Origin of the sequence: Burkholderia sp. THE68, from assembly GCF_009938265.1 — a bacterium.
In the GTDB taxonomy this organism is placed as follows: Bacteria; Pseudomonadota; Gammaproteobacteria; order Burkholderiales; family Burkholderiaceae; genus Caballeronia.
Map to the genome: position 1 here is coordinate 497,400 of NZ_AP022318.1, position 26,999 is coordinate 524,398.

25 protein-coding genes are annotated in these 26,999 nt (G+C 63.7%); 16 read left to right on the forward strand and 9 right to left on the reverse strand.

Going from position 1 to position 26,999, the window contains the following annotated elements; genetic code table 11:
* Positions 1–96: 96 nt before the first annotated feature.
* The 10 genes from BTHE68_RS28220 to BTHE68_RS28265 all read left to right on the forward strand — a co-directional run bounded on the left by BTHE68_RS28220 (position 97) and on the right by BTHE68_RS28265 (position 10,837).
* Positions 97–765, forward strand: a complete 669-nt coding sequence (locus BTHE68_RS28220; protein ID WP_062258951.1) for a haloacid dehalogenase type II — start codon at positions 97–99, stop codon at positions 763–765.
* A 28-nt stretch (positions 766–793) separates the two neighbouring features.
* A complete protein-coding gene (locus BTHE68_RS28225; protein ID WP_162069590.1) occupies positions 794–2,068 on the forward strand; it encodes an NAD(P)/FAD-dependent oxidoreductase in 1,275 nt (424 codons plus the stop codon).
* 87 nt (positions 2,069–2,155) lie between these two features.
* On the forward strand, positions 2,156–3,778 hold the full coding sequence (locus BTHE68_RS28230) for an ABC transporter substrate-binding protein (RefSeq protein WP_162069591.1): 1,623 nt from the start codon (positions 2,156–2,158) through the stop codon (positions 3,776–3,778).
* An 81-nt stretch (positions 3,779–3,859) separates the two neighbouring features.
* Positions 3,860–4,816 carry an ABC transporter permease gene (locus tag BTHE68_RS28235; protein WP_162069592.1) on the forward strand — a complete coding sequence of 319 codons (957 nt, stop codon included), beginning with the start codon at positions 3,860–3,862 and terminating at the stop codon, positions 4,814–4,816.
* Positions 4,813–5,742: an ABC transporter permease gene (locus BTHE68_RS28240; RefSeq protein ID WP_162069593.1), complete on the forward strand. Its 930-nt coding sequence runs from the start codon at positions 4,813–4,815 to the stop codon at positions 5,740–5,742. The genes BTHE68_RS28235 and BTHE68_RS28240 overlap by 4 nt, the downstream gene beginning before the upstream one ends.
* On the forward strand, positions 5,739–7,574 hold the full coding sequence (locus BTHE68_RS28245; RefSeq protein ID WP_162069594.1) for an ABC transporter ATP-binding protein: 1,836 nt from the start codon (positions 5,739–5,741) through the stop codon (positions 7,572–7,574). The genes BTHE68_RS28240 and BTHE68_RS28245 overlap by 4 nt, the downstream gene beginning before the upstream one ends.
* Positions 7,571–7,885: a (2Fe-2S)-binding protein gene (locus tag BTHE68_RS28250; protein ID WP_162069595.1), complete on the forward strand. Its 315-nt coding sequence runs from the start codon at positions 7,571–7,573 to the stop codon at positions 7,883–7,885. Before BTHE68_RS28245 ends, BTHE68_RS28250 begins: the two co-directional genes overlap by 4 nt.
* Positions 7,870–9,258: an FAD/NAD(P)-dependent oxidoreductase gene (locus BTHE68_RS28255; RefSeq protein ID WP_162069596.1), complete on the forward strand. Its 1,389-nt coding sequence runs from the start codon at positions 7,870–7,872 to the stop codon at positions 9,256–9,258. Before BTHE68_RS28250 ends, BTHE68_RS28255 begins: the two co-directional genes overlap by 16 nt.
* The gene (locus BTHE68_RS28260; RefSeq protein ID WP_162069597.1) at positions 9,255–10,418 is read left to right on the forward strand and encodes an NAD(P)/FAD-dependent oxidoreductase; all 1,164 of its coding nucleotides are present in this window, start codon (positions 9,255–9,257) and stop codon (positions 10,416–10,418) included. The genes BTHE68_RS28255 and BTHE68_RS28260 overlap by 4 nt, the downstream gene beginning before the upstream one ends.
* 2 nt (positions 10,419–10,420) lie before the next feature.
* The gene (locus BTHE68_RS28265; protein WP_162069598.1) at positions 10,421–10,837 is read left to right on the forward strand and encodes a helix-turn-helix domain-containing protein; all 417 of its coding nucleotides are present in this window, start codon (positions 10,421–10,423) and stop codon (positions 10,835–10,837) included.
* Here BTHE68_RS28265 and BTHE68_RS28270 read toward each other — a convergent pair.
* Positions 10,751–11,722: a LysR family transcriptional regulator gene (locus tag BTHE68_RS28270; RefSeq protein ID WP_162069599.1), complete on the reverse strand. Its 972-nt coding sequence runs from the start codon at positions 11,720–11,722 to the stop codon at positions 10,751–10,753. The genes BTHE68_RS28265 and BTHE68_RS28270 overlap by 87 nt on opposite strands.
* Positions 11,723–11,823: 101 nt before the next feature.
* On the opposite strand from BTHE68_RS28270, the gene BTHE68_RS28275 reads away from it, so the two are divergent.
* From BTHE68_RS28275 to BTHE68_RS28300, 6 genes are read left to right on the forward strand one after another with little or no spacing between them, the layout of a single operon-like run.
* A complete protein-coding gene (locus BTHE68_RS28275; RefSeq protein WP_162069600.1) occupies positions 11,824–12,900 on the forward strand; it encodes an ABC transporter ATP-binding protein in 1,077 nt (358 codons plus the stop codon).
* A gap of 34 nt (positions 12,901–12,934) precedes the next feature.
* Positions 12,935–13,648: an HAD-IA family hydrolase gene (locus BTHE68_RS28280; RefSeq protein WP_162069601.1), complete on the forward strand. Its 714-nt coding sequence runs from the start codon at positions 12,935–12,937 to the stop codon at positions 13,646–13,648.
* Between the two features lie 2 nt (positions 13,649–13,650).
* Entirely contained in the window at positions 13,651–14,985 is a 1,335-nt protein-coding gene (locus tag BTHE68_RS28285; RefSeq protein ID WP_162069602.1) for an NAD(P)/FAD-dependent oxidoreductase, read from the forward strand.
* Positions 14,982–15,893: an ABC transporter permease gene (locus BTHE68_RS28290; RefSeq protein ID WP_162069603.1), complete on the forward strand. Its 912-nt coding sequence runs from the start codon at positions 14,982–14,984 to the stop codon at positions 15,891–15,893. The genes BTHE68_RS28285 and BTHE68_RS28290 overlap by 4 nt, the downstream gene beginning before the upstream one ends.
* Positions 15,890–16,687, forward strand: coding sequence for an ABC transporter permease (locus tag BTHE68_RS28295; RefSeq protein WP_162069604.1), 798 nt, complete (start codon positions 15,890–15,892; stop codon positions 16,685–16,687). Before BTHE68_RS28290 ends, BTHE68_RS28295 begins: the two co-directional genes overlap by 4 nt.
* 21 nt (positions 16,688–16,708) lie before the next feature.
* Positions 16,709–18,136, forward strand: a complete 1,428-nt coding sequence (locus tag BTHE68_RS28300) for an aldehyde dehydrogenase family protein (RefSeq protein WP_162069605.1) — start codon at positions 16,709–16,711, stop codon at positions 18,134–18,136.
* On the opposite strand, the gene BTHE68_RS28305 is transcribed toward BTHE68_RS28300, so the two are convergent.
* The 8 genes from BTHE68_RS28305 to BTHE68_RS28340 form a co-directional block, all read right to left on the reverse strand.
* Entirely contained in the window at positions 18,124–19,848 is a 1,725-nt protein-coding gene (locus BTHE68_RS28305) for a GMC family oxidoreductase (protein WP_162069606.1), read from the reverse strand. The two genes, BTHE68_RS28300 and BTHE68_RS28305, sit on opposite strands and share 13 nt — an antisense overlap.
* A gap of 22 nt (positions 19,849–19,870) precedes the next feature.
* Complete coding sequence (locus BTHE68_RS28310; RefSeq protein WP_162069607.1) at positions 19,871–20,932, reverse strand: ABC transporter substrate-binding protein; 1,062 nt, start codon at positions 20,930–20,932, stop codon at positions 19,871–19,873.
* 143 nt (positions 20,933–21,075) lie between these two features.
* Positions 21,076–21,420 (reverse strand): cupin domain-containing protein, encoded by a 345-nt coding sequence (locus BTHE68_RS28315; RefSeq protein WP_162069608.1) that lies wholly within the window; start codon positions 21,418–21,420, stop codon positions 21,076–21,078.
* Between the two features lie 10 nt (positions 21,421–21,430).
* The gene (locus BTHE68_RS28320) at positions 21,431–22,399 is read right to left on the reverse strand and encodes a M14 family metallopeptidase (RefSeq protein ID WP_162069609.1); all 969 of its coding nucleotides are present in this window, start codon (positions 22,397–22,399) and stop codon (positions 21,431–21,433) included.
* Entirely contained in the window at positions 22,396–23,868 is a 1,473-nt protein-coding gene (locus BTHE68_RS28325) for an NAD-dependent succinate-semialdehyde dehydrogenase (RefSeq protein WP_162069610.1), read from the reverse strand. Before BTHE68_RS28325 ends, BTHE68_RS28320 begins: the two co-directional genes overlap by 4 nt.
* A gap of 21 nt (positions 23,869–23,889) precedes the next feature.
* On the reverse strand, positions 23,890–24,954 hold the full coding sequence (locus tag BTHE68_RS28330; RefSeq protein WP_162069611.1) for a tartrate dehydrogenase: 1,065 nt from the start codon (positions 24,952–24,954) through the stop codon (positions 23,890–23,892).
* A gap of 94 nt (positions 24,955–25,048) precedes the next feature.
* Positions 25,049–25,546, reverse strand: coding sequence for an Lrp/AsnC family transcriptional regulator (locus tag BTHE68_RS28335; RefSeq protein ID WP_061177940.1), 498 nt, complete (start codon positions 25,544–25,546; stop codon positions 25,049–25,051).
* 43 nt (positions 25,547–25,589) lie between these two features.
* A complete protein-coding gene (locus tag BTHE68_RS28340; RefSeq protein ID WP_162069612.1) occupies positions 25,590–26,999 on the reverse strand; it encodes an aspartate aminotransferase family protein in 1,410 nt (469 codons plus the stop codon).

Here is a 26,999-nt window from a genome sequence, read left to right on the forward strand (position 1 = left end):
TCATTTTTGCCTTGTTTAAATCCTCTCAACACTTCGCTGTTGCTTGCTTTCACCACTGAACTCCGGACGGGTTCAATACACGACAGGACTGACACCATGATCGATTTCGAGCCGAAGTACATCACGTTCGACTGCTACGGCACGCTGACGAAATTCCGCATGGCCGATATGGCTCGCGAGATGTACGCCGACCGCCTGCAAGGCGACGACCTGGAGCAATTCGTCAAGTTCTTCGCGGGCTATCGCCGCGACGAAGTGCTCGGCGCGTGGAAGCCGTATCGCGACGTGATCGTCAATTCGGTGCGCCGCGCGTGCGAACGCATGAACGTCGAATTCAACGAAGCGGAAGCCGAAAAGTATTACCTCGCCGTGCCGACCTGGGGCCCGCATCCGGACGTGCCGGAAGGTCTCTCGCGTCTTGCCACGAAATACAAGCTCGTGATTCTCTCGAACGCATCGAACGATCAGATTCAAAGCAACGTCGACAAGCTCGGCGCGCCGTTCCATCGCGTGTTCACGGCGCAGCAGGCGCAGTCGTACAAGCCGCGCATGCAGGGCTTCGAGTACATGTTCGACCAGTTGAACTGCAATCCGGAAGACGTGCTGCATGTTTCGTCGAGCCTGCGTTACGACCTGATGACCGCGCACGACATGGGCATCAAGCACAAGGCGTTCGTCAAGCGCGGCCACGAGCCGGGCACGCCGTACTACGAGTATTACGAAGTGGACACCATCGGCGATCTCGCCACGCAACTCGGTCTGTAAAACACGCCACTTCACGCGAGCAATGCCGATGAAACTCGACTCCTACTGGCTCGACACCGCGCCCGCGATGATCCCGACGTGCGAAGGCCCGGCGGATGGCCAGGCCGATGTCGCCGTGATCGGCGGCGGGTTCACGGGTTTGTCGGCGGCGCTCGCATTGGGCAAACGCGGCGCGTCGGTCGCGGTGCTCGATGCCGGGCGCATGGGTGGCGGCGCGTCGGGACGCAACGGCGGGCAGTGCAATACGGGCGTCGCGCAGGACTATGCGGCGCTGCGCGCGCAACTCGGCGTGGAGCGCGCGCAAGGCTGTTATCGCGCGTATGCGGCGGCGGTCGACACGGTCGAGCGTCTGATTCGCGAGGAGCACATCGATTGCGACTATCTCGCATCCGGCAAGCTCAAGCTCGCCGCGAAGCCGCATCACCTCGAACACATCGCGAAGACGGCCGAGCTCATCCGGCGTGAAGTCGATCCGGACATCGATCTGCTCGATCGCGAGCAGGTCCGCAACGAAGTGCAGTCCGACGCCTTTTACGGCGGCTTGCTGCAGCGTCATGGCGGCCAGATGCATATGGGCAAGTTCGCCGCGGGTCTCGCGCACGCCGCAGTGAGGCAAGGTGCGCGACTCTATGAACATGCCGAAGTCACTGCAATAACGAAGGAAGGCGGCGCGTATCGAATCGACTCGAAGCGCGGCACGTTGTACGCGAAGCAGGTTTTGATCGCGACGGGCCCGTCGAAGCACGGCCCGTTCTCGTGGTATCGGCGCAGGCTCGCGCCGGTCGGCTCGTTCATCATCGTGACGGAACCGCTGCCCGCCGATCAACTGCAACGACTGCTGCCGAACCGCCGTTCGTACACGACGAGCCGCCTGATGCACAACTATTTTCGCGTCACGCCCGATGCGCGCATTCTGCTCGGCGGACGTGCGCGTTTCACCGCGTCGGAGCGTCCATCGGATGCTAAGAGCGGACGCATCCTGCAGGCGAATCTCGCGTCGATCTTCCCGAGTCTCGCCAATGCGCGCATCGACTATTGCTGGGGCGGTCTCGTCGATATCACCGCCGACCGCCTGCCGCGCGCGGGCCAGCACGACGGCATCTATTTCTCGATGGGCTACAGCGGCCACGGCACGCAGATGTCCACGCACATGGGCCAGGTCATGGCCGACGTGATGAACGGCAACGCGGAAGCGAACCCGTGGCGCGATTTCGACTGGCCCGCGATTCCGGGTCATACGGGCAAGCCGTGGTTTCTGCCGCTCGTCGGCGCATATTACTCGATCAAAGACGTGTTCTATTGAAGCATCGAAGCATCGAAGCAAAGACAGGCGGCCCATATTCCATAAACAAGCCGTCGAACATTTACAGCCCCTATCGCGGAGAAGTTCATGAGCATCGACACATCGCCTGAAGCACTTGCCCATGCCGATGCCGGCAAACGGCTCGAAGAACTGACGCGCCGTGGCGCGTCGCGGCGCAGCGTCCTGCGCGCGATGGCCGCGGGCGGGCTGCTGTCGGTGACGGGCGCGGGGCTTCTCACCGCAAGCGGCGCGGCTCATGCGCAGAGCAAGCCGAAGCAGGGCGGACGCATCCGCGTGGCGACGCAGTCGTCGTCCGCCGCCGATACGCTCGATCCCGCGAAGGGCGCGCTCGGCACCGACTACGCGCGCGCGTTCATGTTCTACAGCGGCCTGACCGAACTCGACAATCATCTCGGCGCGAAGATGGCGCTCGCCGAATCGCTCGAAACGAAGGACGCGACCGTGTGGGTCGTGAAGCTGCGCAGCGGCGTGCAGTTCCATGACGGCAAATCGCTCACGCCGCAGGATGTCATCTATTCGCTGATGCGCCATAAAGACCCGGCGATCGGCTCGAAGGCGAAGACGCTCGCCGACCAGTTCAAGGAAGTCAAGGCGACCGGCCCGAACGAACTGACCATCACGCTGACTGGCGCGAATGCGGACCTGCCGGTGATTCTCGCCGACTCGCACTTCCTCATCATCAAGGACGGCACGACTGACTTCAAGACGGCGGTCGGCACGGGCCCGTTCAAAGTGAAGGAGTTCGCGCCGGGCGTGCGTACCGTGGGCGTGCGCAACGAGAAGTACTGGAAGCCGGGCATGCCGCATCTGGACGAAGTGGAACTGATCGGCATCGCCGACGAGCCCGCGCGCGTGAACGCGCTCATGTCCGGCGACGTGCAGCTCATCAACGCGGTGAGCGCGCGCTCGACCGAGCGCATCAAGGGCACGCAAGGCTTCGCGGTGCTGGAAACGAAGACCGGCCAGTACACCGACCTCATCATGCGCGACGACGGCGGCATCACGGGCAATGCGGACTTCCGCCGCGGCATGATGTACCTGATGGACCGCGAACAGATGCGCAAGACGATCTTCCGTGGCTATGGCGCGATCGGCAACGATCAGCCGATCGATCCGAGCAACAAGTACTACATGTCGGGCCTGCCGCAACGCGGCTTCGATCCCGACAAGGCGAAGTTCCACTTCCAGAAAGCGAAGCTCGGCAGCGCGCCGATTCAGCTCTACGCATCGCCGGCGGCGGAAGGCTCGGTCGAAATGGCCGTGCTGATGCAGCAGGTCGCGCCTCAGGCGGGCATCAATCTGCAAGTGACGCGCGTGCCGTCCGATGGCTACTGGTCGAATCACTGGATGAAGCATCCGCTCGGCTTCGGCAACATCAACGCGCGCCCGAGCGCGGACGTGATCTTCACGCAGTTCTTCAAGTCCGACGCGCCGTGGAACGAAGCGAACTGGAAGAGCGCGCAGTTCGACCAGATGCTGGTCGCCGCGCGTGGCGAACCGGACGATGCGAAGCGCAAGAAGATCTACGGCGACATGCAGGAACTCGTGCACACCGATGGCGGCATCGGCATTCCGATGTTCCAGAGCTCGCTCGACGCGCACACCACGAAGCTCAAGGGTCTCGGCGGCATTCCGCTCGCGGGTCTGATGGGCTGGATGTTCGCGGAAAACGTATGGCTCGAGGCATGAACATGGTGTAACGCCGGACGTGCGCCGCCGTTAAAGCGGCGGCGCACGAAGTCAACCCTTCAACGAGAGAGGCGATATCCGATGAAAGTTCATGCGCAACGACTCGTCGCCGCGCGCCTCGGCCTCGCGCTGCTCACGCTGTTCATCGTGTCGATGGTGGTGTTCGGCATCACCGGCCTGTTGCCGGGTGACGCGGCTCAGCAGGCGCTCGGCCAGGCCGCCACACCTGAACAGGTGGAGGCGCTGCGGCATCAGTTCGGCCTCGATCAACCGGCGGTCACGCGCTATGTGCAGTGGCTCGTGCATGTGGTGACGGGCAACTTCGGCACGTCGCTGTCGAACAATCTGCCGGTCAGCGAACTGATCGCCACGCGTCTGCCGAATTCGCTCGTGCTCGCGGGGCTGACGGCGCTCGTGTCCGTGCCGGTTGCGCTCATCATCGGCATTGCATCGGCGATGTATCGCGGCTCGCTCGTCGATCGCGCGCTCAACGTGCTCACGCTGTCGACTGTCGCCGTGCCCGAGTTTCTCGTCGCGACCATCGCCGTGCTGATCTTCGCGGTGAAGCTGCGCTGGCTGCCCGCGTTGTCGTATCTGTCGGATGTGTCGTCGTTCGGCGGGCTCGTGCGTACCTATGCGATGCCCGTGATGACGCTGTGCTGCGTGATCGTCGCGCAGATGGCGCGTATGACGCGCGCGGCCGTGCTCGACCAGTTGAACGCGTCGTATGTGGAGATGGCGCTGCTCAAGGGCGCGTCGCCGATGCGCGTCGTATTGCGCCATGTGCTGCCGAACACCATCGGACCGATCGCGAATGCGGTTGCGCTCTCGCTGTCGTATCTGTTCGGCGGCGTGGTGATCGTCGAGTCCATCTTCAACTATCCCGGTCTCGCGAGCCTGATGGTCGATGCCGTCACCAACCGCGACATGCCGCTCGTGCAGGGCTGCGTGATGGTGTTCTGCGCGGCGTATCTCGCGCTCGTGCTCATTGCCGATCTGGCTCAGATCGTCTCCAACCCGAGGCTGCGTCAACGATGAACCGGAACGTCTCTTCTCACGCCACGACCATGCTATACGAGCAGCCTCCCGCCGACGCGCCGCAGGACGAGGCGCCCGTGGTCAAGCGCAGCGTGTTCAGGCGCCTCGTCGATCGCTTCGCCGTACTGGGGCTGATCGGTCTTTTCATCGTCGTGTTCTGGCTCGCGGTCGCGTTCATCGGGCCGGTCATCGCGCCGTACAAGGGCGGCGCGTTCACATCGACGGAAGTGTTCGGCTCGTTCAGCGCTGCGCATCTGCTCGGCACCGACTATCTCGGCCGCGACATGCTGAGCCGCATTCTCTACGGCACGCAGTACACGGTCGGGCTCGCGCTCGCATCGACGGTCGCGGCGAGCGTCATCGGCACGTTCTTCGGTCTGGTGGCCGCCGTGTCGGGGCGCTGGGTCGATGAAGTGCTGAGCCGTCTCTTCGATGCGCTCATCTCGATCCCGAGCAAGATTCTCGCGCTCGTCGTGATCGCCGCGTTCGGCTCGTCCATTCCGATGCTGATGATGGTCGCAGCGCTCGCATACATTCCCGGCGCGTTTCGCATCTCGCGCTCGCTCGCGGTGAACATCATGACACTCGAATACGTGCAGGTCGCGAAGGCGCGTGGCGAGAAGCTGTTCTATATCGCGCGCGTGGAAGTGCTGCCCAACATGATTCATCCGATGCTCGCGGACTTCGGCCTGCGCTTCGTGTTCATCGTGCTGCTGCTCTCGGGCCTGAGCTTTCTCGGCCTCGGCGTGCAGCCGCCGAACGCCGACTGGGGCTCGCTCGTGCGCGAGAACATCGGCGGACTCGCGGAAGGTGCGCCTGCGGTGCTGATGCCGGCAGTCGCCATCGCGACGCTGACGGTCGGCGTGAATCTGCTCATCGACAGCCTGCGTCGTCATGGCGCGCGTTCGCATGGAGGCCGGCAATGAACACGAACATGATCGAAGTGAAGGGCTTGCGCGTCATTGCCGGCGTCGCGCCCGATCCGGTCGTCGAGATCGTGAAGGGCGTCGACTTCACGGTGAAGAAGGGCGAAGTGCTCGCGCTGATCGGCGAGTCGGGTTCGGGCAAGACGACCATCGCGCTGGCGCTGCTCGGCTATGCGCGCGGCGGCTGCGCGATCGCGGGCGGCTCGGTGAAGATCGGCGATACGGATGTGTTGTCGCTCGATGCAAAGGGCCGCCGCGCATTGCGTTCACGCACGGTCGCGTATGTCGCGCAGAGCGCATCGGCGGGCTTCAATCCGGCGCGCACGATCATGGATCAGGTGACCGAGCCCGCGCTGCTGCACAAGCTGATGACGCCCGTCGCGGCGCGTCAGAAGGCGATCGGCCTGTTTCGCTCGCTCGCGTTGCCGAATCCTGAGACGATCGGCGATCGCTATCCGCATCAGGTGTCGGGCGGCCAGTTGCAGCGCCTCATGGCGGCGATGGCGTTGATCACCGATCCCGCCGTCGTCGTGTTCGATGAGCCGACCACCGCGCTCGACGTGACCACGCAGATCGAAGTGCTCGCCGCATTCAAGGGCGTGGTGCGCGAACTGGGCACGACGGCCGTGTACGTATCGCACGATCTGGCGGTCGTCGCGCAGATGGCGGATCGCATCGTCGTGTTGAACGGCGGACGCGTGCGCGAGAACGGCACCACCGCGCAAGTGCTCGACGCCCCCGCCGACGACTACACGCGCCAGTTGCTGGCGGCGACGCGCCGTCCCGAAGCCGAGCTCACCATGCCGGACGAAGCGCGCGATGTCCCGCTGCTCGAAATCCGCAACCTGAGCGCGGGCTATGGCCGCATCGATGCGAACGGCATGCCTGCCGTGCGCGTGCTCGACGACGTGAGCCTGAAGATCGTGCGCGGCAGCACGCTCGGCGTGATCGGCGAGTCGGGCTCGGGCAAGACGACGCTCGCGCGCGTGATCGCGGGGCTCGTGGATCGCGCGCGCGGCGACGTGCTGCTCGACGGCAAGCCGCTGCCCGCGAAGCTTTCGGAGCGCACGCTGGAGCAATATCGGCGCGTGCAGATCGTGTTTCAGAACGCCGATACCGCGCTGAACCCGAGCCGCACCATCGCCGATATCCTCGCGCGGCCGATGAATTTCTATCACGGCCTGCGCGGTGCGCCCGCGCAAAAGCGCATGCTCGAACTGCTCGATCTGGTGAAGCTGCCGGCATCGATCGCAAAGCGTCAGCCGGGCGGTCTGTCGGGCGGACAGAAGCAGCGCGTGAATCTCGCGCGCGCGCTCGCAGCAAAGCCTGAGCTGATTCTCTGCGATGAAGTGACCTCCGCGCTCGATACGGTCGTGGGCGCGGCGATCCTCGATCTGCTCGCGGAACTGCGTCGTGAACTCAACGTGTCATACATGTTCATCAGCCACGATATATCGACGGTGCGCGCGATCTGCGACGAAGTCATCGTGCTCTATGCGGGCCAGTGCGTCGAAACGGGCCAGCGCGATGCGCTGTCGCATCCGCCGTATCACCCGTACACGGGCTTGCTGGTCGATTCGGTGCCCGCCTTGCGTCCCGGCTGGCTCGATTCGCGCCGCGCGATGGCGCTCGGCGCGTTGCCCGTGCTCGGTCCGGAAAGCGATGCGCCCGAGCTGTGCAGCTTCCGTTCGCGTTGCGCGGCGCGCATCGACGGCAAGTGCAATGTGACGCCGCCTGCGAAGAAGACCTTGCCATCCGGCGCGGAGATTCTGTGCCATCACAGCGCCGACGATCTTTCGCGCATGCAGTCGATGGAAACGGTGACGGCATGAGCGGACGTTTTGTGAGAGTCGCGGAGCAGGGCCGCAGAACCTTCGAGATCGTCATCGACGGCAAGCGCGCGCTCGCAGCCGCCGGCGACACGCTGATGGTCGCGTTGCTGACTTCGCAGGAATCCCTGCGCGATTCCGAATTCGGCGATGGCCGTCGCGCGGGCTTCTGCGTGATGGGCGCGTGCCAGGACTGCTGGGTGTGGATGGCGAACGGCGAACGCGTGCGCGCCTGCACGACACAGGCTGTCGAAGGCATGTCGATCGTCACGCATCTCGCGCAAGCGCAGGAGGGCGTATGGCCGCGACTGTGATCGTGATCGGTGCGGGGCCGGCGGGCGTGCGCGCGGCGCAGGCGCTGGTCGAAGCGGGCCTGCGTCCCGTGGTGATCGACGAAGGCAGGCGCGACGGCGGGCAGATCTATCGTCGTCAGCCTGAGGGTTTTACGCGCACGTATGAGACCTTGTACGGCACGGAAGCGCAACGCGCGCGCGCCTTGCACGAAAGCTTCGATGCGTTGCGCGCGAAGATCGACTACGTGCCCGATACGCTCGTGTGGAACATCGAGCCGAACGCAGTGCATGTGGTGAGCGGAACCCATCATCGCAAGCTCGTATTCGATGCACTCATCATTTGCAGCGGCGCGACCGATCGTCTGATGCCCGTTCCCGGCTGGCATCACGCGGGCGCGTACAGCCTCGGCGGCGCGCAGGTCGCACTGAAATCGCAGGGCTGCGCGATCGGCGCGCGCGTCGTGATGATGGGCACGGGGCCGTTGCTTTATCTCGTCGCCGCGCAGTATGTGAAGGCGGGCGCGACGGTGAGCGCGGTGCTCGATACATCGACGTTCGCGCAACGGCTGCGCGCGTTGCCGCAATTGCTCGCGATTCCATCGACGCTGAAGAAGGGCGTCGCGTTGATGCGCGTGCTCAGGGATGCGCGTGTGCCGGTTCATCGCGGCATCACACCGGTTCAGATTCAAGGGACGCCGGAGCGTGGCGTGCAGGGCGTGCGCGTCAAACTCGCCGACGGCGCGCTGCTGGACGTCGAATGCGATGCCGTCGCGCTCGGTTATCACTTGCGCTCCGAGACGCAGCTCGCCGATCTCGCGGGCTGCGAATTCCGCTTCGATGAGGCGTTGCAGCAATGGCTGCCCGTCGCGGATGAAGACGGCCGCAGCAACGTGCAAGGCGTCTATCTCGCAGGCGATGGCGCACGCGTGCGCGGCGCGGATGCGGCCGAACGCGCGGGTCGACTTGCGGCGCTTGCCGCGTTGAAAGACATCGGCATGGCGCGCGACGAAGACGAAGTGAGCAGGTTGCGCATGCAACTATCGCGCTTTACGCGCTTCGCCGCAGGCTTGCGCACGGCATTTCCATGGCCCGCGCGACTGGCCGCCGCGTTGCCGGACGAGACCATCGTGTGCCGCTGCGAAGCGATCACCGCTGGCGAACTGCGGCGCGTCGTGAACGAAATGGGCGCGCAGGAAGCCAATCGCGCGAAGGCGTTTTCGCGCGTCGGCATGGGACGTTGCCAGGGCCGCTTCTGCGCGCATGCGGGCGCGGAAGTGATCGCGGCTGAAGCGCGCGTGCCGCTCGAAGCAGTCGGACGCCTGCGCGGACAGGCGCCCGTCAAACCTTTGCCGATGGCGCTCGCGCCGCATCAGGACATGGAGACGAACGCATGAGCGAGCGTGCCGATGTGATCGTGATCGGCGGAGGCATCGTCGGCACGTCGACAACCTTGTTTCTGCGCCGCCGCAAGCGTTCGGTGATTCTGCTAGAACGCGGCCTGACCGGACAGCAGGCAAGCGGCGTGAACTTCGGCGGCGTGCGTCGGCAAGGACGCGCGCTTGAACAACTCGCGATGTCGAATCGCGCGCTCGACACATGGCGGCGTTCGCGCGAGTTGCTCGGCGAGGATATCGAGTTCCTGCCATCGGGTCATACGCGCGTGTGCTATCACGCGCATGATGCGGAATACTTTCATCGCTATGCCGCCGATGCGCGTGACTACGGACTCGATCTCGAAGTGCTCGAAGGCGCGACCATGTTCCGACGCTTTCCCTTCCTCGGCCGCGACGTGCTCGCAGCATCGATCTCGCCGCTCGATGGTCATGCGAACCCGCGTCTCGCCGCGCCCGCGTTCGGGCGTGCCGCTGCGCGGCTCGGCGCGCGCATCGTCGAGAACACGGAAGTGATGCACGTCGAAAAAGAATCGGACGGCTTTCGCGTGCAAACCGCGACGGGCGATGTGTATCGCGCGGATCAAGTGCTGATCTGCGCGGGCGCATGGGCCAACGCGCTATCGACGCAATTCGGCGAACCGGTGCCGCTCGCCGCGCGCGGGCCGCAAATGGCCGTGACCGAACCCGTGCCCTACGTGTTCCAGTTTTCGATGGGCGTGTACACGTCCATCAAGGAAGAGAGCGTGTATTTCCGGCAGATTCCGCGCGGCAATATCGTGCTGGGCGGCGGTCCGCCCGGCCCGGCCGATGCCGTCACGCGCAGAGCGTCTGTTCTGCCCGAGAACACCGTCGCGCAGATGGCGCAGTTCCGCCGCATGGTGCCGGCAATGCGGCCGCTGCATGTGATTCGCGTGTGGAGCGGCGTCGAAAGTTATCTGCCGGATTCGGAACCGGTGATCGGACCGAGCTCGAAAGCCGATGGCCTCTTCTATGCGTTCGGCTTCAGCGGATCGGGTTTTCAGATCGGCCCGGGCGTCGGTGAAACGCTCGCCGAGCTGATCGATACGGGCAGCACGCCGATCGATCTCGCTTCGTTTTCCATCAGACGATTTCAGCGCGCATCGTCGACGCACGCGGAATCGGTCACTTCCGAGACTTAGCCATGAGCCAAGCCAATCTCGTCGACGCGCTCGCTTATATCGAAGCCAATTTCGATCAGACCGTCAGTCTTGCGCAACTCGCGGATCTTTCGGCGCTGAGCGTATCGCGTTTCGCGACCGTGTTTCGCGAGCAATTCGGGCTGTCGCCCTACAAGTATCTGTGTGAGTTGCGCGTGCGGCGCGCGCAGACCTTGTTGCTCGCGGGCGTGCCGGGATCGGTCGTCGCAACGGAAGTGGGCTTCTTCGATCAGAGCCATCTCGCGCGGCATTTCAAGCGCATGTGCGGCATGACGCCGAGCGCATTCGTTGCGCGCACCCGCAAGAAAGCGCGTTCAGCCGAGCGTGATGCCGGTCTGCTTAAGCGCGTCGCGCAAACCCAGCCGCGGGTACTGGCTTTCGACGATGCGCAGGTCGCTTAGCGCTTCCTGGATGATCCACGCGCGCACATCGGCGACGATCGGTCTGACGGGCCGATTCGGCGGCGTGAGCAGGCAACAGCGCCGGCTCGTGACGATCAGCTCCTCTTCGGTCGGCACGAGCGCGCCTTGCGCAAGCCAGTGCGATGTCACGTTGAGCCACCCGAGCGCGATGCCCTGGCCCAGCAGCGCCGCCTGCACGACGATCGCGTAATCGTTGAATCGCAACATGCCCGCTGCATGGCGCGCCTTTGAAGCGAATGCATGAAAACGCTCGTGCCAGCCGCGCTCCTCGTCATCCATGACGATCACCGTATCGCCGTGCGCGCGTGCCGCATCCGTTTGCGCGAGTTCGTGATAACGCGGATTGCAGAGTGGCAACAGCATTTCGGGCATGACGAGCACGGCGTTCTCGTCGATTTCCTCATCGTGAACAAAACGCATGCCGAGATCGACATCGACGAGCGGCCCGCCGATGCGCCCCGATATCAGTTGAAACCGCAGATCGACGGAAGGAAACGCCTGATTCAGACGGCTCATGCGCGGCATGAGCCAGTGCGTGGTGAAGCCGGTGGACACGGAAAGCGTGACCGTTTCGACGCCCGTTGCGCGCGCCTCGATCTCGCGGATCGCGCTCTCTATGCCGCTGAAGCCTTCCGAGATCTTGCGATAAAGAATCTCGCCGCTTTCCGTGAGTTCGATGCCGCCGCGCACGCGCTCGAAAAGCCGCACGCCGATATGGTCTTCCATGCGCGCGAGCATGCGGCTCACGGCAGGCTGACTCACATAAAGCTCTTGCGCGGCGCGCGTGAAATTCCCGCAGCGCGCAGCCGCTTCGAACACGAAAAGCGCGTTTGCGCTGGGCAGTTTTCTGCGAAGGTTTGGCATGACTTCATGTTATGCCTGATCCAACAATTTTGGAATTGCCGTCAAAAACATCGCGACATAGTATTTTCCCAACCACTGCTCTTTTCGACGAGACGAACGACATGGACGCACGCGCAAAAACGGGAGTGTCGATCAGGTCCGCGACCAAGCGCTACGGCGCGGTGACGGCGCTGGACGATGTATCGCTCGACATCGCGCCGGGCGAGTTCGTCTCGCTGCTCGGGCCGTCGGGTTCGGGCAAGACGACGCTGCTCGGCATCCTCGGCGGTTTCGTGCAGCCGTCTTCGGGCAGCGTGTGGGTCGGCGAGCGTGACATTACATTTGCGCCGCCACACAAGCGCGAGATCGGCATCGTGTTTCAGAACTACGCGCTCTTTCCGCACATGAGCGTGGGTGAGAACGTCTCGTTCTCATTGCGCGCGCGCCGCGAGCCGAAATCGACCTGGGCGAAACGCGTCGCCGATGCGCTCGCGATGGTCGAGCTAAAAGGTTATGAAGACCGCGGCATTCATCAGCTTTCCGGCGGACAGAAACAACGCGTCGCGCTCGCGCGCGCAATCGTGTTTCAACCGCAACTCATTCTGATGGACGAACCGCTCTCCGCACTCGACAAGCAGTTGCGCGAGACCATGCAGATCGAATTGCGCAGACTGCATCGTCAGCTCGGCGCGACCATCGTCAACGTGACGCACGATCAGCGCGAGGCGCTCACGATGAGCGATCGCGTCGCTGTCCTGAAGGATGGCCGGCTCGTGCAGATCGATACGCCCGAGCGCCTGTACGACCGTCCCTGCGATGCGTTCGTCGCGAGCTTCATCGGCGAAGCGACGATGCTCGACGTCACGCGCGCCGGCGACGATGCCGTGCGCCTCGGCGACACGGTTCTGCGCACCGCGCATCCTTTGCCACGCGGCGAAAAGCTGTTGCTCGCCGTGCAGACGGAAAAGCTCGTCATCGACGGCGATGCGGGTCACGCGCATGTGAACCGCCTGTCATGCCGCGTGACGGAAGTGCTCTATCAAGGCGAGAGCCTGCGCGTATTCGCCGCGCTCGCCGACGGCACCGCGATCAGTCTTCGGCAACCCGGCAGCCACGAGGCGCGCAAGCGCATTCCCGCGCCGGGCGCCTTGATGACCGTCGCGCTCGATCCGCAGGACACGATCGTCGTGTCGGCCTGAAGCTTTTTCACCGCAACCCGTAGAGGATGAAGCAATGAATCTCACTGATTTCAAGGTTCTGACGTTCGATGTCGTCGGCACGCTGATCAACTTCGAAAAGGGCGTGCTGGATTCCGTGCGCCGGCTGGGCGGGCCGAAGGCAAAGGACCTGACCGATGATCAGATCTTCGAGCCGTATATGGACGGACGTGCGAAGCATCCGGGCCGATCGAGCCATGAGATGGCGAATGTCTATCTGCATCTCGCGAAGCAACTCGGCCTGCCCGACGACGCGCAATCCGCCGCAGCGTTTCAGCGCGATGTGCTCGAATGGCCAGCGTTCGAGGACTCCGTCGCTGCGTTGAAGCGTCTGCGCAAGCACTTCCGTCTGGTGGCGATGACCAATGCGGATCGCGTGGCGTTGTCGGCTTACGCGCATACGCTCGGCAATCCGTTCGACGATACCGTGTGCTGCGATGAAACCGGCGTCGCGAAGCCCGATCCGCAGTTCTTCGCCTATAACCGCGGACGTCAGGCTGCATTCGGCTACAAGTTCGAAGAGATTCTGCATACGGCGCAGAGCCAGTATCACGACATCGGCATCGCGACGAAGCTCGGTTATGCGACGTGCTGGATCGAGCGGCGTCAGGGCATGAAGGGCTTCGGTGCGACGCCCGTGCCCGAAGCCGTCACCACGCCGACCTGGAAGTTCGCGACGCTTGCCGCGCTCGCGGATGCCGTGGACGCCGAAGTGCGCGCCGCTGCCTGACAATGCGCGCCCCGACCACAGCATCGCGCCCGCAACCCGAATCGCTATGGCGGGCGATGGCCGCGCGCGTGCCCGCGATGGACGCGCCGGTCAGCACGGGCGCGCCGCTCGCACGCGACATCGACGTGGAAGTGGCGATCATCGGCGCGGGCTATTCGGGTTTGAGCGCCGCCTATGCGCTGCAAAAGCGCGGCGTCGAATGCGTGGTGCTCGACGCGAATCCGGTCGGCTGGGGCGCGAGCGGGCGCAATGGCGGCGTGGTGTCGTCGAAGTTCCGGCTGTCGTTTCCGGCCATCGCGGGCGCGCATGGCGTCGATGTCGCGAAGCGCATGCATCGGCTCGCGCATGACGGCGTGCGCACGGTCGAGGCGCTCATCGACGAATTCAGGCTAACGCGCGCTCGCTTTGAACATACGGGCAGCTTGCGTTGCGCGCATACGGAGCGCGCGCTCGCATCGATCCGTGCCGAAGCGGACTGGGTGCGCACGATGCTCGGCGATGCATCGATGAGCGTGCAATCGCGTGCGCAAGTGCAGCATGAAACGGGCTCGACAGGCTTCGTCGGCGGCGTGCTGAGCGCGGATGCGGGCACGATTCTGCCGCTCGAATACGTGCGCGGCATCGCGGCGGGCCTGACCGCGCGCGGCGTGCCGATCTACGAAGCGACACCGGTGATCGACATGTCGCGCGCGCAGGACGGCCGCGTGCATTTGCGCGCGCCGGGCGGCACGGTGCGCGCGAGACAGGTGATCGTCGCGACCAACGCGTACTCGAATCTGACCGATGCCACGGCTTCGTATCATCGTGAACTCGTGCCGTTCAGAAGCGCGATGATCGCAACGGCGCCGCTCTCGCCCGAACTCGATGCGCAACTCATGGTGCAACGCCGCAGCTATACGGAAACGCGCCGCATGATGAAGTGGTTCCGGAAGGTCGATGGCCGCATGCTCTTCGGCGGCCGCGATGCATTCGGCAAGGAAGGCGAGCCGACCGGCTTCGATGCGCTGCAACGCGCGATGGTCGCGCTCTTTCCGCAATTGAAGGATGTGGCGGTGGACTATCGCTGGTCGGGTTATGTCGGCATGACGTTCAACGCGCTGCCGCATGTCGGCCGCAGCGACGACGCCACCACGTTCTGTCTCGGCTACAACGGCGCGGGCATCGCAATGGCGAGTCTCATCGGTCAGCACGCGGCGGCGCTCGCGCTCGGCGAACGACCTGAGCTTGCGCTGCTGGCGCAAGACGGTTTGCGGCCGGTGCCGTTTCATGCGCTGCGCGCGCCGGGCGTGAGGCTCGTCGCCGCGTGGTATCAGTTTCTCGACGCCGTAGGTGCATGATGACGACAGCCAAACGGATTCTCCAGGACACCGCTGTGATGCATGCCGCCACGATCGACCCCTCGGTGCGCCATCAGCGCCGCGAAGACCGCACAATGCTGATGTTGATGGCGCCCGCGTTGCTGGTGGTGATCGTGTTGCTCGTCGTGCCGCTCGCGTGGCTTTCGTGGCAGTCGCTTTATCACGACGGCGTGTTCTCGCTCGTGAACTATCGGCGCGTCTTCACGGGCGCATATCTCGACACGTTCCTGCTGACCTTCAAGCTCAGCTTCATCGTGACGGCCATTACGCTGCTGCTCGGTTATCCGGTCGCGTATTTCGCGGCGTCGATCTCGCCGCGATGGAGCGCGCTCGTGCTCGGCATGGTGATCCTGCCGTTCTGGACCAGCGTGCTCGTGCGTACCTATGCATGGCTCGTGCTGTTGCAACGCACGGGGCTCATCAACAAGGCGCTGCTCGGCATGGGTCTGATCGATCGGCCCTTACAGCTTTCGTATAACCAGTTCGGCACCATCATCGCGATGGTGCATATCCTTCTGCCGTTCATGGTGCTGCCGCTGTATTCCGCGATGCAGAAGATTCCGCCGAATCTTTCGCAGGCGGGCGCGAGCCTCGGTGGTTCGCCGCTGCATGTGTTCCTGCGCGTGTTTCTTCCGCTGTCGATGAGCGGCGTGCTTGCGGGCGTGACGCTCGTGTTCGTGCTGTGCCTCGGCTTCTACATCACGCCGGAACTGATGGGCGGCGGCAAGTCGATGATGGTGTCGATGATCGTGAGCCGCAACGTCGAGATCTACAACAGCTGGGGCGCGGCGAGCTCGGTGAGCGTGGTGCTGCTCATCTGCGTGTTCGCGATCTTCTACGGCGTGAGCCGCGTGATTCCGCTCGAAAAGACATTGGGGGCGAAATGAACTCGATATCGCTTGGACGTGTGACGCTGGGGGCAACGGTGATTCTGATTCTCGCGTTCCTGATGATTCCGGTCGTGATCGTCGTGCCGCTTTCCTTCTCCGATGCGCGCTTCCTGACGTTCCCGCCGCCGGCTTATTCGCTGCGCTGGTATCACGCGTTCTTCGATAACCCCGCATGGATCGATGCCGCCAAGACCACCTTCGCGGCCTCCACATGCGCGGCGCTGATCGCGACGCCGCTCGGTGTCGCGGCGGCTTACGGCATTCAGTACGGATCGCACTGGTCGCTGCGCTATCTGCGCCCGTTGCTGATGCTGCCGTTGATGGTGCCTATCATCATCGTCGCGGTGGGCGTATTCTTCGTCTTCACGCAAGCGGGTTATGTGAACACGCTGGGTGGACTGATCATCGCGGATACGATGCTCGGCCTGCCTTACGTGCTGATCTCGGTGGGCGCGGACTTGCGCACGTTCGATCGCACGCAGGAGATGGTCGCGCGCAGTCTCGGCATGAACCGCTTTCGCGCCTTCATGGCGGTGACGTTGCCGCAGATCAAGGCGAGCGTGATTTCCGGCGCGGTGTTCGTGTTCATTCAGGCGCTCGATGAAACCGTCGTCGCGCTGTTCATTTCCGGCGGTAATAACCAGACGCTCACGCGCCGCATGTTCGTCACGCTGCGCGATGAAATCGATCCGACCATTGCCGCCATCAGTACGATGTTGACGGCGCTGACGTTGTGCCTCGTGATGATCGTCGTCGTGAGCCGGCGATCGACGGCTGTGGCGCGAGCCTGACCCTTCCACCACTCAAAAAATATGCGACATCTCCAGCAGTTCTATATCGATGGCGAATGGGTCGAACCTTCGGGCAGCGCGCGTTTGCCTGTCATCGATCCGTCGACGGAAGAAACGATCGGCGAAGTCGCGCTCGGCGATGCGCACGATGTCGATCGCGCGGTGGCGGCGGCGCGGCGCGCGTTCGTATCGTTTTCGCAGACGAGTGTGGAAGAGCGCGTCGTGTTGTTGCAGCGCCTGCTCGACGCGTACATCGCGCGCTATGACGAGATGGCCGACGTCATCTCGCGCGAGATCGGCGCGCCGACCAAGCTTGCGCATGCGTGGCAGGCCGCGCTCGGCAAGCGGCATATCGAGGAAACGCTGCGCACCGTCGAGCGCTTTCAGTGGCAGCGCAGGAAGGGCACGACGCTCGTCAATCACGAACCCGTGGGCGTGGCCGCGCTCATCACGCCGTGGAACTGGCCGATCAATCAGATCGTGTGCAAGGTCGCGCCGGCCATCGCGGCGGGTTGCACGGTGGTGCTCAAACCGAGCGAAGTGTCGCCGATGAACGCGATCCTGTTCGCCGAAATCATCGACGCGGCCGGCGTGCCCAAAGGCGTGTTCAATCTCGTCAATGGCGACGGACCGACGGTCGGCGCCGCGTTGAGCGCGCATCCGGATATCGACATGGTGTCGTTCACCGGATCGACGCGTGCGGGCATCGAGATCGCGAAGCTGGCCGCGCCGACGGTGAAGCGCGTGCATCAGGAACTGGGCGGCAAGTCGGCGAACATCCTGCTCGACGATGCCGATTTCGACGCCGCCGTGGCTGCGGGCGTGAACTCGTGCTTCAGCAACAGCGGGCAATCGTGCAATGCGCCCACGCGCATGCTCGTGCCCGCATCGCGGCACGATGAAGCCGTGGCGATCGCCTTGCGCGCGGCGCAGAAACATCGTGTCGGGCCGGCCGACGATCCTGCCACGACGATGGGCCCCGTCGTCAGCGATGTGCAGTTCGGGCGCGTGCAACGCCTGATCGATGTCGGCATCGAAGAGGGCGCTTCACTGGTGACGGGCGGACCCGGACGTCCCGATGGACTCGAACGCGGGTATTACGTGAAGCCGACCGTGTTTGCGAATGTGAATCCGTCGATGACGATCGCGCGGGAGGAAGTCTTCGGGCCGGTGCTCGCGATCATGCCGTATCGCGACGAGGAAGAGGCGATCGCCATCGCCAATGATACGCCGTATGGTCTGGCGGCGTATGTGCAGTCGAAGGACCAGGCGCGTGCGCGGCGCGTAGCGATGAGAATGCGCGCGGGTAGCGTGTACGTCAATTATCCGGCCTGGGATGCGGGGTCGCCGTTTGGCGGGTATAAGCAATCGGGGAACGGGCGGGAATATGGCGAGTGGGGGTTGGAGGCGTTTCTCGAGGTGAAGGGGATCGTGGGTTACGGGGAGTAGTTCACAGCGCGCGCGGCCGTTTCATGTTGGTCACGCGCCGCGCCGCGTAGCACATCCGCCACCCGTTCCGCGATCATGATCGTCGGCACATTCGTATTGGCGCACGGAATCGAAGGCATCAGCGACGCATCGCACACATGCAGGCCTTCGACACCGTACACCGCACCATGCGAATCGGTCACGGCCAGCGGATCGGCCGCTGAACTCATCCGGCACGTCCCCGACGGATGCCACGTGCCTCCGACACTGCGCGCGACGAACGCGGTCATCGCGCTATCGTCGCCGAGCAGTTCTTCGATGCCCACTCCTTGCGTCACGACGCCCTTGATCAACGCGCCGCGCAGCGGTCCGGCGATATCGAGCAATGCGCTCAACGCGCCACGCTGCACCGCGTTCCATGTCCCCGGCATAGCCACCGCCGCCACGCGCGGCGAATAGCTCGATGGAAAGATCACATCGCGATGCGCAGTCATCGAAGGCGACGCCAGGACGGCAGCGCCGAATCGCAACGCGAGCTTGAGACGTTCGAGATCGCGCGAATCGGAGAGCATCGCGAAATCGACATCAGGTTCATCGAACGCACTCGCCGACGCCAGCGTCACGCGTCCGCGCGAGTACGACTTGTTGACCCAGAAGAAGATCGTGCCCAGCCTATAACCCACGGAATGCCAGCCCGAACGCGACAGAATCGCGCCGTGCATGTCGCCTTGAACGGTATCCGGCATGCCTGAAGAGAAGCGCACGATCGCCTGCTCGTGATGCTCGTCCGGAAACGGCGTGCGCGCGGCGCGCGGCAGGAACGCGGAGACGGCGATCGACGGATGTTCCATCAGATTGCGCCCGACGCCCGGGCGATCCGCAAGCACGTCGATGCCGAGCGCGGCGAGTTCATCGGCCGGTCCGATGCCGCTTCGCATCAGCAACGCGGGGCTGTGTATCGCACCGGCCGACACGATCACGCGCCGCGCCTTCAGCTCTTCACGCGTGCCGTCGGCGCGAACGATGCGCGCGCCGATCGCACGCTTGCCATCGAACAGGATGCGCTCGACGACTTCATCGGTGCGTATGGTCAGATTGCTGCGTGCGCGTGCGGTATCGTCGAGATAACACACCGACGTGGGGATGCGTTCCCCGTTCGCGCTCACGCCAATCGAACCGATGAACGTACCGTCTTCCCACGGGCCGTTCTGGTCTTCGTGCAGCGCGTGACCATGCTCGGCGAGCGAGTCGAGCACCGCGCGCACGAACGGCGAAATGCGCGGCCACGTCGGGCGTTGAATGCGCAGCGGTCCATCGCCGCCGTGCAACGGGCCGCTGAAATCGCAATCCGTTTCGAGCTTGCGAAACCAGGGCAGACACGTTCGCCAGTTCCAGCCATCGGCGCCGAGCGTTTCCCACTCGTCGTAGTCGGCGGGCGAGCCGCGATTGGCCATCAGCGCGTTGATCGCGGAGCCGCCACCCAGAAGCCGCGCCTGTTCATAGCGTCGCAGCGCGCCGCTCATGCTCATGCGCGCTTTCAACTGCTGCCAGATGTTGCGCGTGTCGAGATAGGCGCGGCCCGGATAGCGGCTGCGAATGGCGTCGGGCATCGTGCGCGCGGAGATATCGCGGCCCGCTTCGACGAGACATACGTTCGCGCGCGCATCTTCGGAAAGGCGTGCGGCCAGCACGCAGCCGGCCGAGCCGCCGCCCAGAATCAGATAGTCGAACACGTATGGCAACGCGTGAACCGCGTCACTGCATGAACTTGAGCCAGCGCGCCTTGGCCTGAATGCCGGGCTCGGTGGCCCACCATTCCTCCGACAAGAGCGCCTGCTTCGCTGCGTTTGCAGGCGCGCTCGGCAGTTCGGCCGCGCGCTTGTCGGTGATCTTGCCGGTCTTGAAGGCGGCCGGATTGCCCGGACCATAGTCGATATAAAGCGGCAGATTCGCCTGCAATTCCGGCGACACGGCGGCGTTCAGAAAGCGCACGGCGTCGTTCAGATTCGGCGCGTTCTTCAGGATGCAAAGCTGCGTGTTCTGCAGAATGCCATCGTTGAACGTGAAGGCGATGTTGGGGTCATCCTTCATCACGGCGCTCGCGCGGCCGTTCCAGATCATCGTCATGTCGACTTCGCCGTCGTGCAGCAATTGCGCGGACTGGCCACCCGATGTCCACCACACCGTGACGTTCGGCTTGATCTCTTCGAGCTTCTTGAAGGCGCGATCCACATCGAGCGGATAGAGCTTGTCGCGCGGCACGCCATCCGCGAGCAGCGCGGCTTCGAGCACGGTCATCGGGTCGTTGCGCAGCGCGCGCGTGCCGGGGAAATTCTTCACATCCCAGAAGTCCTTCCAGCTTTGCGGCACCTTCTTGAGCGTTTTCTTGTTATAGCCGATGACGGTCGAATAGAACTCGTAGGCCACCGAATACGGCGTGCGGTATTTCTCGGGAATGGCTGCCGCGTTCGGGATCTTCGAGAAATCGAGCTTCTCCAGCAGGCCTTCGCGCCCGCCGCGCAGACAGTTCGAGGTCGGCGTATCGACGACATCCCAGATCGGCTTGCCGGTGGCCCCTTGCGCCTTGATTTGCGGCCACGCGTCCGGAATGCTGTCCTGCGTGATCGTGATGCCGAGTTCTTTCGCGGCGGGATCGAGAATCGCCTTGGTCTGCGCTTCCTGATACGCGCCGCCCTGCGATACGAACGTGATCTTGCCCGCGGCGAACGCCGGCGCCGCGCCCGCGATGGACAGCAGCAAGGTCATGGCGAGCGGGCGAATGGGGAAGTGCGGACAGCGGAACCTTGCAATCTTCATCACGGCGTATTCCTCGACAAGGTTGATGCAGCGGACGTATTGCAGATGACTAAAAATATATTGAGTCAAATACGCGAGGGCAACGCCGGAATTGTTGGAGTGACCATGACCTGATGTTATGTCTGGGCGATGGTCACATCCGGTTAGAAGATCACGTAAACCTTGCGCATGGTTTCATCGACTTCCCATGTGCCTTCGGTGTTCGCTTCGAAGAAGAGCGTGTCGCCGCCCGTGAAATGAACTGTGTCTTCGCCATCGGGGGTGAAGCTGCCGCGGCCCGCGAGAAAATGCATCACCTCGGCCTGTTTCACCGAACGGCGGTACGTGCCGGGTGTGCATTCGAATACGCCGGTATCGATCGCCTCGCTGCCCGGGATTACTTTCTGAACGCCGCTTACCCTGATTTCCTGCGTGCCGGGAAGTCCCGCCGTGCCCCAGTCTTCCAGTCCCTCGATTGCTATGCTCTGCTTGATCTGCTGAACTTTCATGTTTCTGCCTTTAGGTGGATTGAATGCGTCTCTCGATCTTGCCGAGCCTCACGACCGTCACCCCCGGCCGCAACTGCCGCAACGACGGCATCACCAGCATGCAATCGTCATATGTCGTTTTGACAGGCTCGCCATCCAGCCAGCCGATCACACTGCCCGCGTCAGAAAACACTTCGAGACCGGTGTAATCGCCGGCGAAACGGAAGTCTATGCTCTTTGCGACGACGGGTTCCGTCACGCGCACGACGAGCATTTCCGGCGGCGATGGCTGAATCCAGCCCACGGGCAAGTCTTCCTCGTCGACCACGCCGGACAGCACGAGAAACCGCGCCGTCACATCGCGCGCAACCGTGACCGCATTCGCTTCCCAATGTTGTCCGCATTCGATCAGCAACGCGTTCTTCGGGCTTCCCGCATCGCCGAAGCCTTCGTAATCGCGCATGCGCCGGCCTTCGGGATGGCCTTCGTCGCAGATGATGGTCGCAGGCGTGCAGAGCTTCGCCGACAGTTCGATGCCCTTGTTCAGCGGTCCCGCGACGATCAGCGGCTTGCTCTTCTCATGCATCGAATGAAGATCGAGCAGCAGATCCACCGTATCGACGACAGGCCGCATCGCGCGGGCGCGGCGCAGTTCGCTCGAATCACGTGAGGCGTCGTCGAGCGTCTGCGCGGTCCACACGCGATTGAAGTCCTGATCGACGAAGCGCGATGCGTCGGGCTTGTCGGCATCGAAGCGCGCGTAGGCATCGACGTTGGCGAATGCGAGCGTGAGCTTGCCGCGCCGCGGTTTCAATTGGGCGCGCAGCAATGCATCGACGACGATCGCGCCGCACACCTCGTTGCCGTGCGTGAGCGCGTTGATCATCACATGCGGACCATGAATGCCCGAATCGAAGGTATGCACATAAGGCACGCCCGCATTGCCCGCCGCATGCGCGCCGATATCGGGAAACGTGATCTCGATCGGATACGCGTTCATTCGAGTCCGCCCTGACAGAGGTATTTGATCGAGAGGTAATCGTCGAGACCGTACTTCGAGCCTTCGCGTCCATAGCCCGATTCCTTCACGCCGCCGAACGGCGCCGCCTCGCTCGAAATCGCGCCTTCGTTGATGCCGACGAGTCCCGATTCGAGCAGACGCGACACGCGATCGATGCGCTTCAGGTTCTGGCTGTAGAAATACGCGGCAAGGCCGAACGGCGTGTCGTTGGCGGCGCGGATCGCCTCGGCTTCGTCGTCGAAACGGAACAGCGGCACGACCGGGCCGAAGGTTTCCTCGCAGCTCAGTTGCATGTCGGGCGTGGCATCGGCGAGCACGGTCGGCGCGTAGTAGTTCGGACCAAGCGCGGTCAGACGCTTGCCGCCCGTGAGCGCGCGCGCGCCATGTTCGAGCGCATCGTTCACGTGACGTTCGATCTTCTCCACCGCGCGCGCGTTGATCATCGGGCCGATCTGCGCGTCGGCATCGGTGGCGGGCGCGACCTTCAATGCCGCGACACGCTTTGCCAGAAGATCGGCGAACTTCTCATAGACAGATGACTGCACATACACGCGATTCGGGCATACGCAAGTCTGCCCGCCATTGCGGAACTTCGATGCCATGAGGCCCGTGACGGCGGCATCGAGATCGGCGTCGTCGAACACGATGAAAGGCGCATTGCCGCCGAGTTCCAGCGACAGCTTCTTCAGCGTGCCCGCCGATTCGCGCGCGAGATACTTGCCCACCGGCGTCGAGCCCGTGAACGTTATCTTGCGCACCCGGCCATCTTCGAGCCAGTCGGCGACCGCTTCCTGCGCGTTCTCGCGCGAAGCGCTGATGAGATTCAACGCGCCCGCCGGCACGCCCGCTTCATGCGCGAGCAGCACCAGCGCGAGCGCGGTGAGCGGCGTGTCCTCGGCTGGCTTGCCGACGACCGTGCAGCCCGCCGCGAGCGCGGGCGCGATCTTGCGCGCGATCATCGCGAGCGGAAAATTCCACGGCGTGATCGCCGCGACGACGCCCACCGGTTCCTTCACCGCGCTCATGCGCTTGCCGCGCTGCTGCTGCGGAATGATGTCGCCATAGATGCGCGTGGCTTCATCGGCGAACCATGCGACATACGATGCGCCGTACATCACTTCACCGCGTCCTTCCGCGAACGGCTTGCCTTGCTCGAGCGAGATGAGACGCCCGAGCGTATCCGCGTTCTCGACGATCAGCGCATGCCAGCGATGCAGCACGGCCGCGCGGTCCTTCGGCAAGGCATCGCGCCAGGCGGGGAACGCGCGCGCGGCGGCATCGGTGGCGGCGCGGGCATCGGCGGGGCCGCTGTCGGCGACCTGCGCGATGAAGTCGCCCGTCGCCGGATCGGTGACGGCGAAGCGCTTGCCGCTCGCGGCGGGCACCCATTTGCCGTCGATGAAATTGTCGGCGCGAATCAGATCGCTCAACTCGTAGCGTTGCGTCATGTCAGATGGTCTCCACAAGGATCAGGCGAGCAGGCGCGCAATGGCCGTGCCGACTTCCGTCGTGTTCGCGCGGCCGCCGAGATCGCCGGTATGCGGCCCTTGCTTCAGCACGGTTTCGATGGCGGAAAGGATCGCATCGTGCGCGGCGCGTTCGCCGAGGAAATCGAGCATCATCGCGGCGGACCAGATCATCGCGACCGGATTGGCGATGCCCTTGCCCGCGATATCCGGCGCGGAACCATGCACCGGCTCGAACAGCGACGGGAAGTTGCGTTCCGGATTCATGTTGGCCGAAGGCGCAACGCCGATCGTGCCCGTGCATGCCGGACCGAGATCCGAAAGAATGTCGCCGAAGAGATTCGTCGCGACGACCACGTCGAAGCGGTCCGGACTGAGCACGAAGCGCGCGCACAGAATGTCGATGTGCTGCTTGTCCCACTTGATGTCGGGATACTGCTGCGCGATTTCGGCGGCGCGCGAATCCCACCACGGCATGCTGATCGAAATGCCGTTGCTCTTGGTCGCGACCGTCAGTTTCTTCTCACGCTTTTGCGCGAGCTCGAACGCGAACTTCAAGACGCGTTCCGCGCCCTTCCTCGTGAAGATCGACGTTTGCGATACGAACTCGCGGTCCGTGCCTTCGAACATCGTGCCGCCGACCGACGAATACTCGCCCTCGGTGTTCTCGCGCACGATCATGAAGTCGATATCGCCCGCCTTGCGATTCGCGAGCGGCGAGGGCACGCCATCGAACAGGCGCGCCGGACGCAGGTTGATGTATTGATCGAACTCACGGCGGAACTTGAGCAACGAGCCCCACAGCGAGATGTGATCCGGCACCGTGTCCGGCCAGCCGACCGCGCCGAACAGAATGGCGTCGCTGTCCTGCAGTTGCGCCTTCCAGTCATCGGGCATCATCTGGCCGTGCTGCGCGTAGTAATCGCAACTCGCCCACTCGATATGCCGGTACTCCAGTTCGATATTGAAGCGCTTGCTCACCGCATCGAGCGCGCGCACTGCTTCGGGCATCACTTCCTTGCCGATGCCGTCGCCCGGAATCACGGCAATACGATATTTGCTGGACATGTGCTACTCCGCGTGAAGTTGATCGACGATAAAAAGCACGCGCGTGCAAAAAGCCCGCGCGTGCGTTCAAATGAAAATGGTCGAGGCGCGTGCCTCAGTGATGGCTCTGCGAGAAGAGCGTTTCGAGCGGGTAATGCGTCTTGACGAACGACGTCTTGATGATGACATAGCTGAAGTACTTCTCGATGCCGATACCGCGCTCCAGCAGTCCCTCGATGATGCTTTGATAATGGCTCACGCTGCGCGTGACGAACTTGAGCAGGTAGTCGTAGCCGCCGCTCGCCAGATGACACTCCACAATCTCGTCGACATCCTTTACCGCATTCACGAAGTTGATGAAGTCCTCGCGGCGATGATCCGCGAGCGTGACTTCCGTGAAGACGACCTGCACGTCGCCGAGCTTTTCCAGTTGAATCTGCGCACCATAACCCACGATATAACCCGCCTTCTCCAGCCGCTTCACGCGAATCAGGCAAGGGCTGGGTGACAGACCGACCGCATCTGCAAGCTCCACGTTCGTGATGCGCCCGCGCTTCTGCAATTGCGAGAGGATACGCAGATCGATTCGGTCCAGCTTGCTGTCGTTGCTCATCGTGACGGGTTCGGTCTCGCATGTCGGCGGTCGGTCGATGTTATCACGCGGCTGCGCGAGAACTACATCCGGACGCGCCCGTCAATGCGGCGCGCACTTCGCTTTGCGCAAGCACGTCGTCGAGCGTTTTGGTGAGGCGCTCGAACAGCATGTCGAAGTCCGCTTCGGTATAGCAGAGCGCCGGCGCGAAACCGAGAATGTTGTCGCCGAACGCGCGGAACACGAGGCCGTTGCCATAGGCCGCTGCGGCGATGCGATCGGGCAGTTTCAACGAAGCATCGAAGCCGCGCTTGCTGTCTTTATCGGCGACGAGTTCGAGCGCGCCGAGCAGGCCGCGATGACGCGAATCGCCGACGAGCGGATGCGCGAGCAGCGCATCGAGCCCTTGCGCGAAGCGCGGCGCCAGCGCCTGGCCGTTCGCGAGCAGGCCGCCTTCGTGATAGAGCCGCATCACTTCCAGACCGATGGCCGCGCTGACCGGATGCGCCGAGTACGTATGACCGTGACCGATGACGGCGGATGCATCGCCGCCATCCGCGATGCCCTGATACACGGCATCGGACATGAGGACCGCGCCCATCGGCGCATAGCCGGCGGTCAGGCCCTTCGCGACCGTCATCAGATCCGGCTCGACGCCTTCGCCCTCGCACGCGAAGAGCGGGCCGGTGCGGCCGAAGCCGGTGATGACTTCATCGGCGACGAAGAGGATATCGAGCTTGCGGCACGCTTCACGCATCGCCTTCAACCAGCCGACGGGCGGCACGATCACGCCGCCCGAGCCCTGGATCGGCTCGCAGAAGAACGCGGCCACATGATCCGCGCCGAGTTCCGCGACCTTCGCTTCGAGCGCCTGCACCGAAGCCGCGATGAGCGCGGCGTCGTCGGCGTAGTCGTTGCGGTAGGCATACGGCGACGGAATGTGATGCTGGGTCGGCAGCGGCAGATCGAAGTTGCGATGAAACGCGGGCAGCGCGGTGAGTCCCGCGCCGATCGACGACGAGCCGTGATAACCGCGTTGCAGCGCGATGAAATGCTTCTTCGACGGACGGCCCGTCGCGTTGTAGTAGTGCGTGATGAAGCGCAGCGCGGAATCGACCGCATCCGAGCCGCCGAGCGTGAAGTACACGTGTTGCAGCGAGGCGGGCGCGCGTTCGACGAGCTTCGCGGCGAGTTCGATCGCGGGCTCGGAGCCGAAGTGGAAATAGCCGGTCGCGTAGGGCAGCTTCGTCATCTGCTTCGCGGCGGCCTCGACGATACTCGCGTGACCATAACCCGTGTTCACGCACCACAGGCCGGAAAAGGCATCGAGCAGCTGCTTGCCATCGATATCGCGCAGGAACACGCCATCGGCGGAATCGAGCACGGTGACGCCGCGCGCCTCATGCGCGCGATAGCTGACGACGGGATGAATCAGGTGCTTACGGTCGGACTCGACAAGCGATTGAATCGGCAT

Excerpts from the sequence above, each read along its gene's own strand:
- BTHE68_RS28265 (WP_162069598.1), top strand. The coding sequence starts at position 10,421 with ATGAGCCAAGCCAATCTCGTCGACGCGCTCGCTTATATCGAAGCCAAT.
- BTHE68_RS28285 (WP_162069602.1), top strand. The coding sequence starts at position 13,651 with ATGCGCGCCCCGACCACAGCATCGCGCCCGCAACCCGAATCGCTATGG.
- BTHE68_RS28275 (WP_162069600.1), top strand. The coding sequence starts at position 11,824 with ATGGACGCACGCGCAAAAACGGGAGTGTCGATCAGGTCCGCGACCAAG.
- BTHE68_RS28340 (WP_162069612.1), bottom strand. The coding sequence starts at position 26,999 with ATGCCGATTCAATCGCTTGTCGAGTCCGACCGTAAGCACCTGATTCAT.
- BTHE68_RS28295 (WP_162069604.1), top strand. The coding sequence starts at position 15,890 with ATGAACTCGATATCGCTTGGACGTGTGACGCTGGGGGCAACGGTGATT.
- BTHE68_RS28330 (WP_162069611.1), bottom strand. The coding sequence starts at position 24,954 with ATGTCCAGCAAATATCGTATTGCCGTGATTCCGGGCGACGGCATCGGC.
- BTHE68_RS28300 (WP_162069605.1), top strand. The coding sequence starts at position 16,709 with ATGCGACATCTCCAGCAGTTCTATATCGATGGCGAATGGGTCGAACCT.
- BTHE68_RS28290 (WP_162069603.1), top strand. The coding sequence starts at position 14,982 with ATGATGACGACAGCCAAACGGATTCTCCAGGACACCGCTGTGATGCAT.
- BTHE68_RS28325 (WP_162069610.1), bottom strand. The coding sequence starts at position 23,868 with ATGACGCAACGCTACGAGTTGAGCGATCTGATTCGCGCCGACAATTTC.
- BTHE68_RS28310 (WP_162069607.1), bottom strand. The coding sequence starts at position 20,932 with ATGAAGATTGCAAGGTTCCGCTGTCCGCACTTCCCCATTCGCCCGCTC.
- BTHE68_RS28230 (WP_162069591.1), top strand. The coding sequence starts at position 2,156 with ATGAGCATCGACACATCGCCTGAAGCACTTGCCCATGCCGATGCCGGC.
- BTHE68_RS28335 (WP_061177940.1), bottom strand. The coding sequence starts at position 25,546 with ATGAGCAACGACAGCAAGCTGGACCGAATCGATCTGCGTATCCTCTCG.
- BTHE68_RS28260 (WP_162069597.1), top strand. The coding sequence starts at position 9,255 with ATGAGCGAGCGTGCCGATGTGATCGTGATCGGCGGAGGCATCGTCGGC.
- BTHE68_RS28225 (WP_162069590.1), top strand. The coding sequence starts at position 794 with ATGAAACTCGACTCCTACTGGCTCGACACCGCGCCCGCGATGATCCCG.
- BTHE68_RS28315 (WP_162069608.1), bottom strand. The coding sequence starts at position 21,420 with ATGAAAGTTCAGCAGATCAAGCAGAGCATAGCAATCGAGGGACTGGAA.
- BTHE68_RS28250 (WP_162069595.1), top strand. The coding sequence starts at position 7,571 with ATGAGCGGACGTTTTGTGAGAGTCGCGGAGCAGGGCCGCAGAACCTTC.
- BTHE68_RS28280 (WP_162069601.1), top strand. The coding sequence starts at position 12,935 with ATGAATCTCACTGATTTCAAGGTTCTGACGTTCGATGTCGTCGGCACG.
- BTHE68_RS28245 (WP_162069594.1), top strand. The coding sequence starts at position 5,739 with ATGAACACGAACATGATCGAAGTGAAGGGCTTGCGCGTCATTGCCGGC.
- BTHE68_RS28255 (WP_162069596.1), top strand. The coding sequence starts at position 7,870 with ATGGCCGCGACTGTGATCGTGATCGGTGCGGGGCCGGCGGGCGTGCGC.
- BTHE68_RS28320 (WP_162069609.1), bottom strand. The coding sequence starts at position 22,399 with ATGAACGCGTATCCGATCGAGATCACGTTTCCCGATATCGGCGCGCAT.
- BTHE68_RS28270 (WP_162069599.1), bottom strand. The coding sequence starts at position 11,722 with ATGCCAAACCTTCGCAGAAAACTGCCCAGCGCAAACGCGCTTTTCGTG.
- BTHE68_RS28235 (WP_162069592.1), top strand. The coding sequence starts at position 3,860 with ATGAAAGTTCATGCGCAACGACTCGTCGCCGCGCGCCTCGGCCTCGCG.
- BTHE68_RS28220 (WP_062258951.1), top strand. The coding sequence starts at position 97 with ATGATCGATTTCGAGCCGAAGTACATCACGTTCGACTGCTACGGCACG.
- BTHE68_RS28240 (WP_162069593.1), top strand. The coding sequence starts at position 4,813 with ATGAACCGGAACGTCTCTTCTCACGCCACGACCATGCTATACGAGCAG.